This is a genomic window from Nonomuraea sp. NPDC048916 (assembly GCF_040649575.1).
In the GTDB taxonomy this organism is placed as follows: domain Bacteria; phylum Actinomycetota; class Actinomycetes; order Streptosporangiales; family Streptosporangiaceae; genus Nonomuraea.
Genome location: NZ_JBEZFS010000010.1, coordinates 39,432 through 56,375, shown reverse-complemented (window position 1 = coordinate 56,375; position 16,944 = coordinate 39,432). Strand labels below are relative to the sequence as shown.

Below are 16,944 nucleotides of genomic sequence, written 5' to 3'. Positions count from 1 at the left end.
TGGTGTCGAAGGCCCCGGCCGCCACGTGTCTGATCAACAGCGTGCGCCCGGGGCCCGACACGACCGGCTTACTTCTCGATGATCGCGAGAACGTCGCGGGCGGAGAGCACGAGGTACTCCTCGCCGCCGTACTTGACCTCGGTGCCGCCGTACTTGCTGTAGAGGACGATGTCGCCCTCGCTGACGTCAAGCGGAATCCGCTTGTCGCCGTCCTCATCCCAGTTGCCCGGGCCCACCGCGAGGACCTTGCCCTCCTGCGGCTTCTCCTTGGCGGTGTCAGGGATGACCAGGCCGGAAGCGGTGGTCTGCTCGGCCTCAAGCGGCTGCACCACAATGCGGTCGCCGAGCGGCTTAACGGGAACCTTGGTGGCGGTCGTCACGATCGGACCTCCCCTTCAGATTTGAATGATCTAGAAGAGGCGACCAGCGGGGCCTGCCGTCGCGGGTGTCAGACCTGCCTCGTCGCACATTGGCACTCTCAAGGGGAGAGTGCCAACTGGAAACATATGCAAGAGGGGCTTGACAGTCAACACGAACTCGTCTGCTCAGAGCGATCAGGCGCAAACCTTGACGTCCACATCGACCAGGACGCCACGGCCGTGGCACCGCACCGACCCGGCGCCGGCGCCGAGGCGCTAACGTCGTTGAACGTGGACCTCGACGCCTTCAACGAGCTGCTGACGCCGCGCGGCATCCGCGCGCTGGCCGAGGCCGAGGAGCTGCGGAGTGCCGGGCCGGTGGCCGCCGCGACGAGGCTCCGCAGGTCCTACGACGCCGCGCTCACCTCGGCCGCGCTCACCCAGGCCGAGTTGCGGGAGCGGGCCCGGGAGAAGTTCGGCCCCGACGCGGGGGTCATGTATTTCACACCGCACGGCCTGGAGCAGGCCACCCGCACCGAGGTCGCCCGTCATCGCGCCCGCCGCCTCACCGCGCGGGAGCCCGGCGCGCCCCGGGTGCTCGACGTCTGCTGCGGCATCGGGGGCGACACCATCGCGCTGGCCCGCGCCGGCTGCGTCGTCGACGCGGTGGACGTCGACCCCCTGACCGTCGCCGTGGCCCGTGCCAACGTCGAGGCGCTCGGGCTCGGCGTCAGGGTGACGGTCAGGCTCGCCGACGCCGCCACGGTGTCGCCAGAGGGCTACGACGTGCTGTTCGCCGACCCGGCGCGCCGCACGTCCCGGGGCCGCACGTTCGACCCCATGGCCTACTCCCCTCCCTGGCCCGTCGTGCTCGACCTCGTCTCCAGGTCCGCACGCGCCTGCCTCAAGGTCGCTCCCGGCATCCCGTACGAGTTCATCCCGCCGGACGCCGAGGCCGAGTGGGTGTCCTTCAAGGGCGAGGTGAAGGAGGCCTCGCTCTGGACGGGCGGCCCCTGGCCCGACGCCGAGGGCACGGAGCCGGAGGAGCGGCCGGAGCCCGGCCCGGCGGACGGCGGGGCGGGCGGCGGGGCGGAGGGCCCGACAGGCGGCCCGCGCGTGCGGCGGGCCACGCTGCTCCCCGGCGGGCAGAGCCTGACCGCCACCGGCGCGCGCGCCCTCACCGGCCCCGTCGGCCGCTACCTCTACGAGCCCGACGGCGCCGCGATCCGCGCGCACCTCGTCGGCGAGGTGGCCGAGTTGGTCGCGGGACGACTGCCCGACCCGATGATCGCCTACATCACGGGTGACGTCCCGATCGACACCCCCTGGGCGGCGAGGTACGAGGTCCAGGACGTGCTGGCGTTCTCGCTGAAACGCCTCCGCTCCATCCTTCGTGAGCGGCAAATCGGAAATGTCACTATCAAAAAGCGCGCCTCGGCTCTCGATATCGAGCGCCTCCGGGCTGATTTGCGCCTTTCGGGAGACAAGTCAGCGGTAATCATCCTGACCCGAATCATGGATAAGCCGTCGGTCCTCATTTGCCACCCCTCACCACCTGCGTAAATGACATACAAGGGCGATCCGCCGATAACCGCGACGTTTCACTTCGCCCCTGACGGACCTTGATCGAAAGGCTAAGGTGGGCGGGCGGGAGTTCTCCCCTTTAGCGGTTTACCGCGTTCTCCTTCTTTCATCTGCAAACCGGACCTACCCACCGCTGCGCGGCAGACCGTCGGCGAGCGAAGGAGCTTTCGGTGGATCATTCCAACCACACCACCCTTCTGCAGGCAGGCGGCCATACCCCCATCTCCGACCGGATGCGGGAGCTGCTGGCACGCGCCGCCCAGGATCACGTATACGAACAGCGCACCCAGGGCGCGGTTCTGGACGAGATCCGCCAGCGGCTCGAAGGCATGGAGTGGCTGCTGCGCGAGGTGCGCGAGCGGGAGCTCGGGGGGCTGAGCGGCACGCTGGAGACCGTCAGCGGGCGGCTCGACGACATCACGGCCAAGCCGCCGATGTGGGCCGAGGGCCTCGCCCAGCACGTCGAGGCGGTGCGTGACCACGTCGACGCGGTGGGCGAGCAGGTGGGGTCGGTCGACGCCCGCGTCGAGTCGGTCAGCCAGCGCGTCGCCCCGGTGAGCGAGCTGCCCGGCCTCTGGGCCGACCTGGGCACCATCGGCGTGGGGGTCGAGGAGGCGCTCAAGCGGCTCCAGTCGGTGCTCGACCGGGGCGACGGCATCGTCAGCCGGATGGGCGACTTCGCCGGCAAGCTGAGCCAGCTCAACTCCAGCATGGAGATCGCCGCCAACCGCTTCACGCGGCTGGACAAGTCACTCGCCGACCTGGCCGCGCGCACCGACCGCATCGAGGGCGCGGTGACCGATCTGTCCGAGTGCCTCGACGACAAGCTCGCCGCCGTCGCCGCCCCCCTCAACACCAAGATCGACACGGTCGCCGGCCGGCTGGCCGCCTCCGAGCAGCACGTCACCGGCCGGCTCGCCGCGGCCGAGCAGCACGTCACCGGCCTCCTCGAGGACACGGAGCAGCAGCTCACGACCCGCCTCGACGACTGCGAGCAGCGCCTGTCCATACGTCTCGACGGCGTCGACGGCCGGGTCGCCGCGGCCGGCGAGCAGGTGGGCGTCGTCGACGGCCGGCTGGGCCGCCATGACGACCGCTTCGACGCCCTCGACCGGCTGGTCACCACGCTCGACGGGCGGGTGGCCGCCGTCGACCAGCACCTCACCGAGACCGCGACGCGCAACGAGGGCCGTTTCAACCACGTCGACAACCACCTCGAGTCGCTCGACGAGCGCCTCAACGAGGTCGAGGAGCACCTGACGACCCGCTTCGACACCGTCGACAGCACCGTCGCCGGCCGCTTCAACACGGTCGACTCCAAGCTGGCCGCCGGCTTCGAGGGCGTCACCGACCGCTTCGACACCGTCGACGGCGCGGTGGCCGCCCGGTTCGAGGCCGTCGACATCCACCTGGCCGCCCGCATCGACTCCGTCGACTCGACCGTCGCGGCCCGGCTCGACACGGTCGACACCAAACTGGCGGCGCGGCTCGACACCGTCGACTCCGACCTGGCCGCCCGCATCGACACCGTGGCCAACCGGCTCAACAAGGTCGACACCCATCTGGCCGCCCGGCTCGACACCGCCGACACCAACCTGGCCGCCCGCATCGACACCGTGGCCGCCCAGCTCGACACGGTCGACGCCAGGCTGACCTCGCGCATCGACACCGTCGACGCCGACCTCGCCGCCCGCCTCGACACGGTCGACACCAACGTGGCCGCGCGGCTCGACACGGTCGACACCCACCTGGCCGCCCGCATCGACAGCGTCGACAACGGCGTCGCGGCCCGCTTCGACACCGCCGACTCCAACCTCGCGGCCCGGCTCAACAAGGTCGACACCCATCTGGCCGCCCGCCTTGACACCGCCGACACCCGCCTCCATACGCGCTTCGACGGCGTCGACGGGCGCCTGATCGACCTCGCCGCCCGGGCCGAGCAGGCCGGAGAGCAGCTCGAGACCGTCGACGACCGCGTGGAGGCCGTCAACCAGCGGGTGCAGCGGCTGCCGGCCACATCCGACATCGGTGAGCGGGTCAGCCAGCTCCTCGCCACCGAGGCGACCGCTCAGGTCGAGCGCCTCGCCATCGCGGCGGCGACGCTCACCGAGATCGTCCAGGCCCGCCCCGACCGTGACGAGCTCACCCAGACCGTCACCGGCATCGTCGAGCCGGCCACCACCGACCTCACCAAGCGCCTCGGCGCCCTGGAGGAGACGATGCTGGCCCTCGCCGAGGCCCTGCTCCGCCCGACCCGCAAGGAGTGACCCAGGCGTGAGGTCCCGCTCCGCACAGCGGGGCCTCACCCCCCCTTTTCACCCCGTACGGCACCGCGCCGAGCCGGTCACACGTGGACGGTCGTGATGGGCAGCGAGGAGTCGGCCGGGATGTCCAGGAGCGACGGTGTGATCCCGGCCGCCACCAGGTCGGAGCCCAGGGCGGCGACCATGGCGCCGTTGTCGGTGCACAGCCCGGGCCGGGGCACGCGCAGTCGCACGCCCGCGGCGTCGCATCGTTCCTGAGCCAGCGCGCGCAGCCTCGAGTTGGCCGCCACGCCCCCACCGATCAGCAGGTCGTGCACGTCGTATTTACGGCACGCCTGCAGCGCCTTGCGGGTCAGCACGTCGACCACGGCCTCCTGGAACGAGGCGGCCACGTCGGGCACGTGGATGGTCTCGCCGGCCGCCTGGCGCGCCTCCACCCAGCGGGCCACGGCGGTCTTGAGGCCGGAGAAGGAGAAGTCGAGCGTGCCGTCGTCCAGCTTGCCCCTGGGGAAGGCGACAGCGGTGCCGGAGCCCGACGTGGCGGCCCGGTCGATGTGGGGGCCGCCGGGGAACGGCAGCCCGAGCACCCGCGCGACCTTGTCGAAGGCCTCGCCGGCCGCGTCGTCGACCGTGGAGCCGAGCGAGATCACGTCGTGGGCCACGTCGGGCACCAGCAGCAGCGACGAGTGGCCGCCCGACACCAGCATCGCGATGCACGGCTTGGGCAGCGGGCCGTGTTCGAGCTGGTCGACGGCGACGTGCGCGGCCAGGTGGTTGACGCCGTAGAGCGGCACACCGAGGCCGAGTGAGTAGGCCTTGGCCGCGGCGACGCCGACGAGCAGCGCCCCGGCGAGGCCCGGCCCCGCGGTCACGGCGATCGCGTCGATGTCGGAGAAGTCGACCCCCGCCTTCGCCAGCGCCGCCTCGACGGTCGGCGTCATCGCCTCCAGGTGGGCCCGTGAGGCCACCTCCGGCACCACGCCGCCGAAGCGGGCGTGCTCGTCCATGCTGGAGGCGATCGTGTCGGCCAGCAGGGTGTGGCCTCTGACGATGCCGATGCCGGTCTCGTCGCAGGAGGTCTCGATGCCCAGGACCAGAGGTGCGTCAGCCATCCAGCTTCCTTCTCATCATGATCGCGTCGGTGCCGTCGTCGTAGTAGCGGCGGCGCACGCCGATCTCCTCGAACCCGAAGTGTTCGTACACGCCGCGAGCCTGCGGGTTGTCGGAGCGGACCTCCAGGAAGATCTCCCGTGCTCCCCGCCTGCGGGCCTCGGCCAGCAGCTCGGCCAGCATGGCGCCGCCGATGCCGGTGCGCTGGTGGGTCTCCAGCACCGCGATGGTCTGCACGTCGGCCTGGTCGGCGGCGGCGGCCAGGCCCGCGTAGCCGACGATCAAGCCGTCGATCACGGCCACCACGTAGTGGCGGGTGCGCGGCTGGTCGTCCAGCTCGCCCCGCATCATGCCCTCACTCCACGCGTCGAGCGGGAAGGTGGCCCGTTCGATCGACATGACCGCAGGCAGGTCGGCCTCGGTCATCTGCCGGAGCTTCACGCGGTCACCCTCTTGGGCGCGCCCGGCACCACCGCGTCGGGCCGGCGCAGGTAGATCGGGCGCGGCCGGTCGAGGGGAGTGCCCGCCTCGATGCGCTCGGCCGCCAGCGCGGCCAGCGAGCCCGCGTAGGGGTAGGGCGGGCCGCTGGACTCGCCCAGCACCTCCGGGTAGAGGTCGGCGCCGGCCCCCACCACCGGCATCCCCTGCACGGGGACGTCGGCGGGACGGTCGACGAACGGCCCGTCGAGCCGGGTGCGCCGGTCGGAGTAGCGGGCCCAGAACACCTCCTTGCGCCGCGCGTCGGTGGCGGCCAGGAACGGCTCGGACAGCCCGCTGCCATAGGCGACGGCGTCGAGGGTGCAGATGCCGTACGCCGGGACTCCGAGCGTGACGGCCAGCCCTTGCGCGGTCATCAACCCCACGCGCAGGCCGGTGTAGGGGCCGGGACCGCTGCCCGCGACGATGGCCGTGACGTCGCCGAGCGATGCTCCCGCCTCGCGGAGGACGATCTCGATGGTGGGCGCGAGCAGCTCACCGTGGCGCCGAGCGTCGATCGTCGTCGACTCGGCGAGCACCTGACGGCCGTCGTGGAGCGCGGCGGTGACGGCGGGAGTCGCGGTATCAAAAGCCAGGACCAGCACGACTGCTTAGCCTACCCGCCGGGCGGGTCACGCCCAGCCGGTGCGCCGTTTCAGCCACTCGACCGCCACCACGCCCTGGGCCCGCTGGAACGCCCTGACCGTCGGCAGCCCCGGCGGATCGGGCCGGCGTCCCTGGCGCACCAGGTAGCCCGCCAACGCGGCGACCACCGCGGTGACGGCGGGATCGGGGTCGGGCAGGAGCTCGTGCGGCGGCGGGCCGCCCTGCATGCCGACCGAGGGCAGCAGGCACGCCCGGTCGAGCCAGGCCACGCCGACGCACGCCCACGGCCAGTCGACGACATAGACGCGGTCGGCCGTGAGCAGCACGTTGTCGGCGCGCAGGTCGGTGTGGACCAGGGTGTCGCCGGCCGCCGCGCCGGCCCATCCGGACTCCAGCTCGGCCAGGGCGGCGAGGTGACGCAGCGCCCACGGGTCGAGGCCGGTGGTGTCGTCGGTGAGCAGGTCGCGCCAGCCGTGGAAGGCAGCGGCGTATCGCTCGGTTATGGGCGGGGCGGCGATCGGAGCCGGGGTGAGCGCGGCGGACATCCGCTCGACGGCGCCGAGCACCCGGTCCAGCTCGTCGCGCCGCCACGGCATGGCCGGGTGGTGGCCATCGATGTCCTCGAAGACCAGGGTCACCCAGCCCTCGATCTCGAAGCTCGTCAGCAGCCGCGGAGCCGGCACGGAGGCGGGCAGGGCGGCGGCGATCTCGGCCTCGGAGCGGTAGATGCGGACGGAGTCGGCGTTGGGCTCGGGCCCGACGGCCTTGACGAAGGCGCGCCGCCCGCCGGCGGTGCGCAGACGTACCGCCGCGGCGGGCGAGAAGCCGCTCGTCTGGGTGACCGCCTCGGCCACGCTGCCGCCGAGGAACTCCCCGACCGCCTCGCGGACGGCCGGATGGACCTCTGACCAGGGAACCCGCACGCCGGACGCGGGCGGATCGGAATCGCTCATGCCATCCATCGTGCTGGTGGTGGCAAGCGATTTTCAGGCCCTGGACGCGTAGACGATGACATTGTCGAGATATTCGCCCTTGGCGTAGTCGAACGTGCCGCCGCAGGTGACCAGTTTGAGCCCATCGTCGACGTACACCCGTTTGAGCGGGAAGTTGTCCTTGTGCACCTGCTGGACGGAGTCGACCTTGTACGTGGCGATCTTGCCGTCGCTGCGCTTCACCTTGACGATCTCGCCCTTGCGCACCCGCTTGAGCTTGTAGAAGACGGCGGGGGCGGTCTTGGTGTCGACGTGGCCCACGATCACCGAGGCGCCCTTCTCGCCGGGCACCACGCTGCCGGTGAACCAGCCGGCCATCGCGGGTTTCTCGTACGGGGGCAGCTCGACCTCGCCGTCCTCGCTCAGCCCGAGCTTCATCAGCGGCGCCTCGACGTCGATCGACGGGATGTCGATGCTCCTGGGCACCACGTTCGCGGCGGGCTCGGTGCCGATCTGGAGGTTGTTGCCGAACACGACGAGCAACAGCCCCGTGGCGGCCCCCGCGAGGACCACCTGTCCCTTCCGGGCCATGGCTAGCCCCGGCTGCGGCGCTTGATCGCCAGCCCGGCGCCGACGGCCAGGACGAGGGCGAGCGCCACGCCCATCGGCCCGAGCGGCAGCGTCGACTCCTCCTCGGCCTCCTTGCCGAACATGCCGCCGCCACCCGCCCTGGGCGCCTTGGTGGGCACGCCGGTGGGCACGTCGGCCCTGACCACCCGGAGCGTGGCCTTGCCGGTGTCGTTGGTGCCGTCGCACTTGACGTCGACCGTGTAGGAGCCGCGCTTGACGGTGCCGGAGACCTGTGCCTCGCCGCGCACCCACGGCCCGGTGGCCTGACGGCCGGTCGCGGCGGGCGTGGCCAGCGCGTCGGTGGTGGGGTTGAGGGTGACGCCGTTGATGAACGCCTTGGAGGTCGCGGTGCCGGTGTGGGCGGGGCCGCCGGTGGGGACGGGGCAGTTGGCCAGGATCCACACCTTCGAGGTCTCGCCCGCGGTGACTCTGTCGGGGTTGAGCTGCACGTTGATGGCCGGTCTGGTGACCGTGGAGGTCGGGGTCGCGGTGGCCGTCGACGTGGGGGTGGCCGTGGGGGTGGGGGTCGGTGTCGTCTGCGCCTCCGCCGAACAGCCCATCGCGCCGATCACGAGGATGGCACCCGCGTACGCGACTCGCCTTGCCCTGAGCACCAGCGCACCCCACTTCGCCGTCCTGCACCAAGCATCCACCAAATTTGCGGACGCTGCCCCTCCTGATACCCAGAAATTCTGGGCGAATCCATGACCAACGATCATGATTGATTTGATTGGCCCGGTACGTCAAGGGTGACAGCATTGCCCGGCGTTGGCCCGGGTTTTACTCTTCGGGGCGATCAGACGGCGTGTCGGACCAGCGGGGGCCGACGCCGCGCAGCGTCACGGTGCGCGCCTCGTCGCCGGTCTCGCGGTCGATGTGGATCTCGAGCCGGTCGTCGGAGAGGCCTTCGACCAGCCCTTCGCCCCATTCGACGACGGTCACCGACTCCTCCAGCGAGGCGTCGAGGTCGAGGTCGTCGACCTCGAGGTCACCGCCGAGCCGGTAGGCGTCGGCGTGGACGAGCGGCGGGCCCTGGCGCAGCGACGGGTGGACCCGGGCGATCACGAACGTGGGCGAGGTGATCGGGCCGCGTACTTTGAGGCCCTCGGCGATGCCCTGCACCAGGGTGGTCTTGCCGGCGCCGAGCGGGCCCGACAGGACGACCAGGTCGCCGGGGCGCAGCCGGGCGGCCAGGCGCGCGCCGTAGGAGCGCATGTCCTCGGCGGTCGCGAGCCGCTCCGCGGTCACCGCGCCCCCCTCCTCAGGACAAGAATCCGCAGCGCCGGTCCGTTCATCACAGCTCCACCCGCTTGATCAGGTCGCGCAGCGCGTCGTTGACCGCGCCGGGACGTTCCAGCTGGATCAGGTGGGAGGTGTCGGGCACCTCGGTCAGCTGGGCCCTGGGCAGCGCGGCCGCGATGGCCCTGCTGTGCTCGGGCGGGGTCAGCCAGTCTTTGGCCCCGACCATGATCGCGGTGGGCACCGGGTCGAGGACGTGCAGCGCCGACAGCTTGTCATGGTTCATCAGCGCGGGGTAGAAGTCGGCGACCACCTCGGTCGGGGTCGCCCTGATCATCGTCTCGGCGAAGTCGACCAGGGTCGGGCTGACGTTGCGCGAGTCGCCGAAGCCCATGTGGCGGGTGACGAGGAAGGCGATGTCGCTGCCCGCGTGGCGGGTGCGGTCGACCAGCGAGCCTCTCTTGCCGAGCATGGAGACCGTCGTCGGCGCGACCCGGTGCACGACCTTCGACACCAGCGCCGGCAGGCCCAGGGTGATCTCGGCCAGCTTGCCCGCCGAGGTCGCGATCAGCGCCACGCCGCGGATCCGGTCGCCGAACAGCTCGGGATGGCGGTCGGCCAGCGCCATGATCGTCATGCCGCCCATGGAGTGGCCGACCAGCACGCACGGGCCGGGCACGAACTCCTTGATCACCTCGGCCAGGTCGTCGCCCAGCCGGTCGATCGTGCTGTCCGCGGCGCCCGCGCGCTGCGAGCGGCCGTGGGACCGCTGGTCCCACAGCACCATGCGGTGCGTGTCGCGCAGGTGCCGGCGCTGGTAGTGCCAGGATTCGAGGCTGAGACAGTAGCCGTGGCAGAACACGATCGTCAGCGGCGGGTCGTCGGGTCCGTCGATCTCGACGTGCAGGGCCACTCCGTCGGAGGTGGTGAGCGTGTGCTCCCTGCCGCGCAACTCGCCGAACGGCTCGCTGGCCTCCAGGTCGGGCCGCAGCCTGATCTGGCCCACCGCGAGGCGTTTGGCCAGCGCAGCCGCCGCGACACCCGCCGATGCGGCGCCGACGATCGCGCCGGCGATCCCGACCCTCCGCCGTGTTGTCGTCGTCATGTCCCCGACTCCTTGTACACCCGCGGCACCCGCGCACCGATCCTGGTCACGATCTCATGGGTGATCGTGCCGAGGCTATCCGCCCACTCCTGAGCGGTGGGCTCTCCGTCCCCACCGGGGCCGAAGAGGATGACCTCGTCACCTGGAGCCAGCGGGTCGTCGCCCATATCGATCATGAACTGGTCCATGCAGACCCGTCCGGCGACCGTCCTGCGGCGACCCCCCGCCAGCACCTCGGCGCGTCCGGTGGCATGCCGGAGGATACCGTCGGCGTAGCCGAGCGGCACCAGGCCGAGCGTGGTCTCCCGATCGGTGACATAAAGATGTCCGTAGGACACTCCGGACCCCTCCGGCACCCGCTTGGCCAGCGCGACGCGTGCCGCGAGCGTCATCGCCTGCCGGAGACCGAAGTCGCCCAACTCGGGAATCGGGCTGAGCCCGTACATCGCGATGCCCGATCTGACCATGTCGTAGTGGACCCGCGGCAGCGTCACGATCGCGGCGGAGTTGGCCATGTGCCTGATGACGTGGGACCCTCCGGCGCCCGCCTGGTCGGCCAGCTTGAGCGCCGTCTCGAACGCGTCGATCTGCAGGTCGATGGAGGGATGGCCGGGAATGTCGGCGCAGGCGAAGTGGGTCCAGAGCCCGACGATCTCGATGGCGCCCTCGGCCTGCAGCGCCAGCGCCCTGGCCAGCAGCCCGGGCCAGGCGGCCAGCGGCGAGCCGCCCCTGCTCATGCCGGTGTCGGCCTCCAGATGCATCCGGGCGGTGCGCCCGGTGCGCCGGGCGGCGGCGGCGATCTCGTCGAGCAGCGGCTCGTCGGACGCGGACAGCTCGATGTCGGCCCGCAGCGCCTCGTCGACCGGCTCACCCGGGGTGATGATCCACGACAGCAGCGGCGCGGTGACTCCGCCCTCGCGCAGGGCGAGCGCCTCCCTGATGTAGGCGGTGCCGAGCCGGTCCACGCCGGCGTCGAGAGCGGCCTTGGAGGTGGGCACCAGCCCGTGCCCGTAGGCGTCGGCCTTGACGGCGGCCATCAACTCCGCGCCGCCCGCGTGATTCTTGAGCAACGCCACGTTGTGCCTGATCGCGGCCAGGTCGACCCGCGCCTCCGCGGGCGTCGCCATCGGGTGGTACACCATCTCTCCAGTCTGGCAGCTACCTCACGTGGTCGAGCGCGGTTCGTCCTTCACCGCGCGAATCGCCGAGGGGATCGCGTCCGCCACCTCCGCCGCGGTCAACGGCGCTCCGTCGGCGGCGATCCGGCCCGCCAGCCCGTGCAGATAGGCGCCGCACGAGCCGGCCTCGTAGCAGCCGAGCCCCTGGGCGAGCAGCGCCCCGGCGACGCCGGAGAGCACGTCGCCCGTGCCTCCCGTGGCCAGCCACGAGGTGCCGGTGCCGTTGACGCGGGTCGGCCTGTCCTGCTCGGCGACGACCGTGGTCGACCCCTTGAGCAGCACGGTCACGCCCAGCTCCGCCGCGGCCCGGCGGGCGTGCTCCAGCCTGGCGGCCTCGATCTGGTCGCGGTCGGCCCGCGTCAGCCGCGCCAGCTCGCCCGCGTGCGGGGTGATCAGGACCGGCGCCGTACGGCGGAGCAACGTCCGGTCCCTGGCCACCAGGGTCAGCGCGTCGGCGTCGATCAGCACCGGCACGTCGCTGTCGAGCACGCTCCTGGCCAGCTCGTGCGCCCAGTCACCGGTGCCGAGACCGGGACCGAGCACCCACGCCTGCACCCTGCCGACCTCGCGGATCGAGGGCCGGTCCAGCTCCGTGATCACCGCCTCGGGCCAGCGCGCCCGGACCTGGGCGACCGGCGCCCCAGAGCCGGCGTAGCGCACCATGCCCGCGCCGGCCCGCAGCGCCCCGCCGACGGCCAGCACGGCGGCCCCTGTGTACTGATCGCTGCCGGCGGCGACGCCGAGCACACCCCGGCGGTATTTGTCGGACTCCTTCGACGGGCGCGGCAGCAGGTCCTCCATGTCCTCGTGGGTGAGCAGCGCCACGTCCGGGTCGGGCAGGTAGGGGCCGAGCCCGATGTCGACCAGCTCGATCGCCCCCGCGTGGGCCGCGCCGGGATCGACGAGCAGCCCCGCCTTGTAGGCGCCCATCGTGACGGTCACCTGAGCCTCGACCGCCACGCCCTGCACCCGGCCGCTGCTCGCGTCGACCCCGCTGGGCACGTCGACCGCGACCACGGGGGCGGGCGCGGCGTTGACGGCCCGGGCGAGGCCGGCGTAGGGCTCGCGCAGCGCCCCGGCCACCCCGATGCCGACGAGCCCGTCGAGGATCAGCTCGGCCCGGTCCACCGCCTCGACGCCGACGATCCGTCCACCGGCCAGCCGGAACGCCTCCAGCCCGGCCTCGTGTGTCCGGGTGCCGGCCAGGATCGCCTCCACCCTGGCGCCGCGCCCGGCCAGGAGCATTCCCGCGTAGAGGGCGTCGCCGCCGTTGTCGCCGCTTCCCACGAGCAGCAGGACGCGGGCGCCGTACACCTTGGGGAGCAGGGCGGCGCAGACGGCGGCGAGCCCGGAGGCGGCGCGCCGCATGAGCGAGCCCTCGGGCAGCCGCGCCATGAGCACGTGTTCGGCTGCTCTGATCTGGTCAGCGGTGTAGGCGGTGCGCATGATCCGAAGCTATCCCTCGGCGATCACGTAGGCCACGGCGACGCCCGCGTCGTGGCTCAGCGAAATGTGCCACCGCTTGATCCCGAGACCGTCGGCGACGTCGGCGGCCTTACCTGTGACCCTGATCTCCGGTTTGCCGGTCTCGTCGCAGCGCACCTCGGCCTCCAGGTGCCCGACCCCCCTCGGCCCGCCGAGCGCCTTGGCCACGGCCTCCTTGGCGGCGAACCTGGCGGCCAGGGATTGCACGGGGAGCGGCCGCTCCACCTCGGTGAACAACCGCTCGCGCAGAGTGGGTGTCCGCTCCAGCGCCGCCTCGAACCGCGCGATGTCGACGATGTCCACCCCGATGCCCAGGATCATCCCCCCAGGCTAACGTCGCTCAGAACGCGCCCCGGTGCCATGGACCCCAGATCGCGAACGACATGCCATGACGGGACTGGATGTTCACGTAAAGGGTGTGGCCGCCCGGGCCGAAGGTGGACCCCGCGAACTCCGCGCCGGGATCGCCGGCGATGGGCGCCAGCCGGCAGAAGTCGAAGATCTCGCCCTGCCGGGAGAGCCCGCGCAGGTAGTTGTCGCCGTCGCCGTCCTCGCAGAGCACCAGCGTGCCCCGCGGGCTGGCCGTCACGTTGTCCGGCAGGTCGAGCACCGACGACCGGGGCGACTCGTAGGCGAGCTTGAGCCGGCCGCTCCACGTCTCGTACGCCCACACCTGGCCGTGGCCCTTGCCGAACCCGTCGGGCACCGGGGCGTCGGGCACGGGGGCGCCGCCCTGGGTGGAGACGAAGTAGACGGTGCCCTGGTGGTGGATCGCGCCCTCCAGCCGGGAGAAGATCGCGGCCCCCTTGGCCCGCCCCTGCCTGCCCACCGCCTGGACGGCCTCCTCGTTCGACGGCCTGCCGGTGAAGGTGGGGTCGGGGTCGTCGATGTCCACCCAACTGGTCGAGTAGACGGCTCCCGGCCGCTGCCCCGCGGACAGGTCCTCGCGCGGCGAGCCCTTGACGGCGAGCATCTGCAGCCGGCCGCCGTCGAGGATGCGGCCGGCCTTGACCGGGTTCTCCGGCGGCAGGTAGCGGTAGAAGCCCGAGGCGAACCCGAAGCAGTCTTCGGTCAGATAGAGCGCCCCCGACGTGGGGTCGAAGGCGGCCGACTCGTGCGCGAACCGGCCCGCCGACCTGATCGGCTTGGCCGTCGCGGCGCCGAGGACCGGCACCTCGAAGATGTAACCGTGCTTGCGGGTGAGCTGGGAGTTGTCGCCGCCGGAGAAGTCGTCGCGCACGTCGGGCCCGTTGACCGTCTCCTCGCAGCTCACCCAGGCCTTCCACGGCATGGGGCCGCCGGAGCAGTTCATCATGGTGCCGGTGAGCGACGGGCCGCTGCGCATCACCTCGCCGTAGCGGGTGACGCGCAGCGTCGAGGTGCCGCCGCCGGCCATCCTGTCGTAGGCCTTGTCCTGGTCGCCGAACGCTCCGACGGGGCCGTTGACCTCGTGGTTGCGCACGAGGTAGGCGGTGCCGCGCGGCGCGGCGAACGCCGCCATCCCGTCGTGCCTGCCGGGCACGGCCGAGCCGTCGGAGAACTTCTGGCCCGCCGCGCTGAACGACCGGTAGCCGAACCCGTCGGGCAGGTGCAGCCTGACCTTGCCGTCACGCAGGTCGGCCACGGGGCGCAACGGCCCGTAGCCGCGCACCGGCTTGGCCCCGCCCCTCTCGCCCGCGCAGGCGACCCCGGCGAACGGTCCGGCGATGCCGGCGGCCATCGCCACGGTTGCTCTGGCGAGAAAGCGACGACGGTCCACGGGGGCCTCCCAGGCGCTGCTTGCCCAGAACAGTAATGCCCCAGAACTCGCCACATGACCGGTTCGGCGAGGATCACGGGACGACGGTTTCCGAACTGAGTCTCGGTTTACCCACATGTTCATCCACAGCCTGTGGACGACCACCCGGCTGACATGCGGTCAGAACGGCGTCGCTACGCTGCCAAGGTGAACAACGGCTACGTTGAACTGAGCAGGGAGCAGTGGAGCGAACTCCGCAAGAACACGCCCTTGACTCTCACGGCGCAAGAGCTCGAAGAGTTGCGCGGCGTCGAAGACCCCATCGACCTCACCGAGGTCACCGACATCTATCTCCCACTGACGAGGCTGCTCAACCTGCACTTCACCGGGTCCAAGCAGCGCAGCAGCGTGCTGAGCGCCTTCCTGGGCCACCACGAGCAGAGCGTCCCGTACATCCTGGGCATCGCGGGCAGCGTCGCGGTCGGCAAGTCGACCACGGCGCGGCTGCTGCACACGCTGCTGGCCCGCTGGCCCGAGCATCCGCACGTGGAGCTGGTCACCACCGACAGCTTCCTCTTCCCCAACGCGGTGCTGGAGGCCAAGGGCATCATGCACCGCAAAGGCTTCCCCGAGAGCTATGACCGCAGGGCCCTGGTCAGGTTCGTGGCCGAGGTGAAGGCCGGGTCGCCGGAGGTCAGGACACCGGTCTACAGCCACCTTGAGTACGACATCGTGCCCGGTGCACACCAGGTCGTGAAAAATCCGGATATCTTGATCATCGAGGGCCTCAACGTCCTCCAGCCCGCCCCGCCCACCTCGCTCGCGGTCAACGACTACTTCGACTTCTCCATCTACGTCGACGCCAAGGTGGAGGACATCCGAGACTGGTACGTGGAACGCTTCCACAAGCTCCGCCGCACCGCCTTCGAGGACCCGAAATCCTACTTCCGCTACATCGCCGAGCTCTCCTACGGGGAGGCCACGGACTTCGCGGTCAAGGTCTGGCGCGACATCAACGAGCGCAACCTGATCGAGAACATCGCCCCCACCCGCGGGCGCGCCGACCTGGTGCTGAAGAAGGGCCCCGACCACGCGGTCAGGCGGGTACGGCTTCGCCGAACCTGAAGACCTCCTCGTACACGTAGACCGCGAACCTGCCCCCGCACCCCAGATCGTCGACGTCGGCGAACCAGCAGTCCGTATCGTGATCATGGCACCAGAACGTCATCATGCGGACAGGTTCGCCGACACCTGTCAATGGAACGTCAACGTCCGATCGACGACAATGACCCGATGCTCCATCTGCGACTGATCACCCCGCCCGCCCGCACCGGTGAGGTGACGGCGGTGCTAGAGCGGTGCGCGGGCACCACCAACCTCGTCGTCATCCCCGGCGCGGCCCGCACGCCAGAGGGCGACCTGATCTTCTGCGACGTGGCCCGCGAGTCGGCCAACGAGGTGATCAGCAGGCTCGAATGGCTGAAGGAGGAGGGGTCGATCGCCGTCGAGCAGGTGGACCTCGCGCTCTCCAGAGTGGCCGAGGAAGCCGTCAAGGAGGCGCCCGGCGAGCCCGAGGACGCGGTGGTCTGGGCGGAACTGGCGCAGAAGGTCGAGGGTGATTCCCGGGTCACCTGGGCCTACCTCGTGTTCCTGATGATCGCCACCCTGCTGGCCGCCATCGGCGTGCTGCAGAACTCCCCCATCCTGATCGTCGGCGCGATGGTCCTCGGACCCGAGTTCGGCGCGATCGCGGCCATCTGCTTCGGGCTGCTCGGCCGCAGGTGGCGGCTGATCGTCGACTCCCTGCGGACCCTGGTCATCGGGTTCGCGCTCGCGATCGCGGTGACGTTCGCCTTCGGGCTCGTCATGCACTGGCTCGGCTGGATCGGCGTGCGCAACCTGCTGTCCAACGAGGAGGTCCAGTTCATCGTCAAACCCGACCAGTGGTCGTTCATCGTGGCGCTGCTCGCCGGCGTGGCCGGAGTGCTGTCGATCACCGCGGGCAAGTCGTCGGCCCTGATCGGCGTGTTCATCTCGGTCACCACGGTCCCGGCGGCCGGATACGCCGCCGTGGCGCTCGCCCTCGGCGACTGGCCCGAGGTCGCCGGCTCGGTCTCGCAGCTCACGCTGAACATCGCCGGCATGCTCATCGCGGGCACCGCCACGCTCACGGTCCAGCGGAAATTCTGGCCTCAAGTAGGACGCGGCTCATCCGTGTGACCGATGCGGGGCCCTGA

Annotated in this window: 18 protein-coding genes; 4 read left to right on the top strand and 14 right to left on the bottom strand. The window is 71.2% G+C overall.

Features of this window, described 5'->3' with window-relative positions; all coding sequences use genetic code 11:
* Positions 1–68: 68 nt before the first annotated feature.
* Positions 69–383, bottom strand: a complete 315-nt coding sequence (gene groES / locus AB0C16_RS12235) for a co-chaperone GroES (protein ID WP_197093639.1) — start codon at positions 381–383, stop codon at positions 69–71.
* Positions 384–650: 267 nt separating this feature from the next.
* Here groES and AB0C16_RS12230 point away from each other — a divergent pair, with 267 nt between their 5' ends.
* Together AB0C16_RS12230 and AB0C16_RS12225 are read left to right on the top strand one after the other, a co-directional pair.
* On the top strand, positions 651–1,922 hold the full coding sequence (locus AB0C16_RS12230) for a class I SAM-dependent methyltransferase (RefSeq protein ID WP_357681733.1): 1,272 nt from the start codon (positions 651–653) through the stop codon (positions 1,920–1,922).
* 191 nt (positions 1,923–2,113) lie between these two features.
* Positions 2,114–4,210 (top strand): hypothetical protein, encoded by a 2,097-nt coding sequence (locus AB0C16_RS12225; protein ID WP_357681731.1) that lies wholly within the window; start codon positions 2,114–2,116, stop codon positions 4,208–4,210.
* Positions 4,211–4,287: 77 nt separating this feature from the next.
* Here AB0C16_RS12225 and tsaD read toward each other — a convergent pair whose 3' ends face one another.
* From tsaD to AB0C16_RS12165, 12 genes are all read right to left on the bottom strand, one after another.
* On the bottom strand, positions 4,288–5,319 hold the full coding sequence (tsaD, locus tag AB0C16_RS12220) for a tRNA (adenosine(37)-N6)-threonylcarbamoyltransferase complex transferase subunit TsaD (RefSeq protein WP_357681729.1): 1,032 nt from the start codon (positions 5,317–5,319) through the stop codon (positions 4,288–4,290).
* Positions 5,312–5,743, bottom strand: coding sequence for a ribosomal protein S18-alanine N-acetyltransferase (gene rimI, locus AB0C16_RS12215; protein WP_357682075.1), 432 nt, complete (start codon positions 5,741–5,743; stop codon positions 5,312–5,314). The genes tsaD and rimI overlap by 8 nt, the downstream gene beginning before the upstream one ends.
* Before the next feature lie 11 nt (positions 5,744–5,754).
* Positions 5,755–6,399, bottom strand: a complete 645-nt coding sequence (gene tsaB / locus AB0C16_RS12210) for a tRNA (adenosine(37)-N6)-threonylcarbamoyltransferase complex dimerization subunit type 1 TsaB (RefSeq protein WP_357681727.1) — start codon at positions 6,397–6,399, stop codon at positions 5,755–5,757.
* A 27-nt stretch (positions 6,400–6,426) separates the two neighbouring features.
* Positions 6,427–7,353 (bottom strand): aminoglycoside phosphotransferase family protein, encoded by a 927-nt coding sequence (locus AB0C16_RS12205; protein WP_357681725.1) that lies wholly within the window; start codon positions 7,351–7,353, stop codon positions 6,427–6,429.
* Between the two features lie 33 nt (positions 7,354–7,386).
* Positions 7,387–7,923: a class F sortase gene (locus AB0C16_RS12200; RefSeq protein ID WP_357681723.1), complete on the bottom strand. Its 537-nt coding sequence runs from the start codon at positions 7,921–7,923 to the stop codon at positions 7,387–7,389.
* Positions 7,924–7,925: 2 nt separating this feature from the next.
* Positions 7,926–8,576 (bottom strand): hypothetical protein, encoded by a 651-nt coding sequence (locus AB0C16_RS12195; protein ID WP_357681722.1) that lies wholly within the window; start codon positions 8,574–8,576, stop codon positions 7,926–7,928.
* Between the two features lie 166 nt (positions 8,577–8,742).
* A complete protein-coding gene (tsaE, locus tag AB0C16_RS12190; protein ID WP_357681720.1) occupies positions 8,743–9,210 on the bottom strand; it encodes a tRNA (adenosine(37)-N6)-threonylcarbamoyltransferase complex ATPase subunit type 1 TsaE in 468 nt (155 codons plus the stop codon).
* A 46-nt stretch (positions 9,211–9,256) separates the two neighbouring features.
* On the bottom strand, positions 9,257–10,306 hold the full coding sequence (locus AB0C16_RS12185) for an alpha/beta hydrolase (protein WP_357681718.1): 1,050 nt from the start codon (positions 10,304–10,306) through the stop codon (positions 9,257–9,259).
* Positions 10,303–11,433, bottom strand: coding sequence for an alanine racemase (gene alr / locus AB0C16_RS12180; RefSeq protein ID WP_357682073.1), 1,131 nt, complete (start codon positions 11,431–11,433; stop codon positions 10,303–10,305). The genes AB0C16_RS12185 and alr overlap by 4 nt, the downstream gene beginning before the upstream one ends.
* Positions 11,434–11,469: 36 nt before the next feature.
* The gene (locus AB0C16_RS12175; RefSeq protein ID WP_357681716.1) at positions 11,470–12,930 is read right to left on the bottom strand and encodes an NAD(P)H-hydrate dehydratase; all 1,461 of its coding nucleotides are present in this window, start codon (positions 12,928–12,930) and stop codon (positions 11,470–11,472) included.
* 9 nt (positions 12,931–12,939) lie between these two features.
* Positions 12,940–13,290 carry a holo-ACP synthase gene (locus tag AB0C16_RS12170; protein WP_357681714.1) on the bottom strand — a complete coding sequence of 117 codons (351 nt, stop codon included), beginning with the start codon at positions 13,288–13,290 and terminating at the stop codon, positions 12,940–12,942.
* A 19-nt stretch (positions 13,291–13,309) separates the two neighbouring features.
* Positions 13,310–14,728 (bottom strand): alkaline phosphatase PhoX, encoded by a 1,419-nt coding sequence (locus AB0C16_RS12165; RefSeq protein WP_357681712.1) that lies wholly within the window; start codon positions 14,726–14,728, stop codon positions 13,310–13,312.
* Positions 14,729–14,881: 153 nt separating this feature from the next.
* On the opposite strand from AB0C16_RS12165, the gene coaA reads away from it, so the two are divergent.
* Positions 14,882–15,832: a type I pantothenate kinase gene (gene coaA / locus AB0C16_RS12160; protein ID WP_357681710.1), complete on the top strand. Its 951-nt coding sequence runs from the start codon at positions 14,882–14,884 to the stop codon at positions 15,830–15,832.
* On the opposite strand, the gene AB0C16_RS12155 is transcribed toward coaA, so the two are convergent.
* On the bottom strand, positions 15,804–15,938 hold the full coding sequence (locus tag AB0C16_RS12155) for a hypothetical protein (protein WP_357681708.1): 135 nt from the start codon (positions 15,936–15,938) through the stop codon (positions 15,804–15,806). The two genes, coaA and AB0C16_RS12155, sit on opposite strands and share 29 nt — an antisense overlap.
* A gap of 62 nt (positions 15,939–16,000) precedes the next feature.
* Here AB0C16_RS12155 and AB0C16_RS12150 point away from each other — a divergent pair, with 62 nt between their 5' ends.
* On the top strand, positions 16,001–16,927 hold the full coding sequence (locus tag AB0C16_RS12150; RefSeq protein ID WP_357681706.1) for a DUF389 domain-containing protein: 927 nt from the start codon (positions 16,001–16,003) through the stop codon (positions 16,925–16,927).
* Positions 16,928–16,944: the final 17 nt, after the last annotated feature.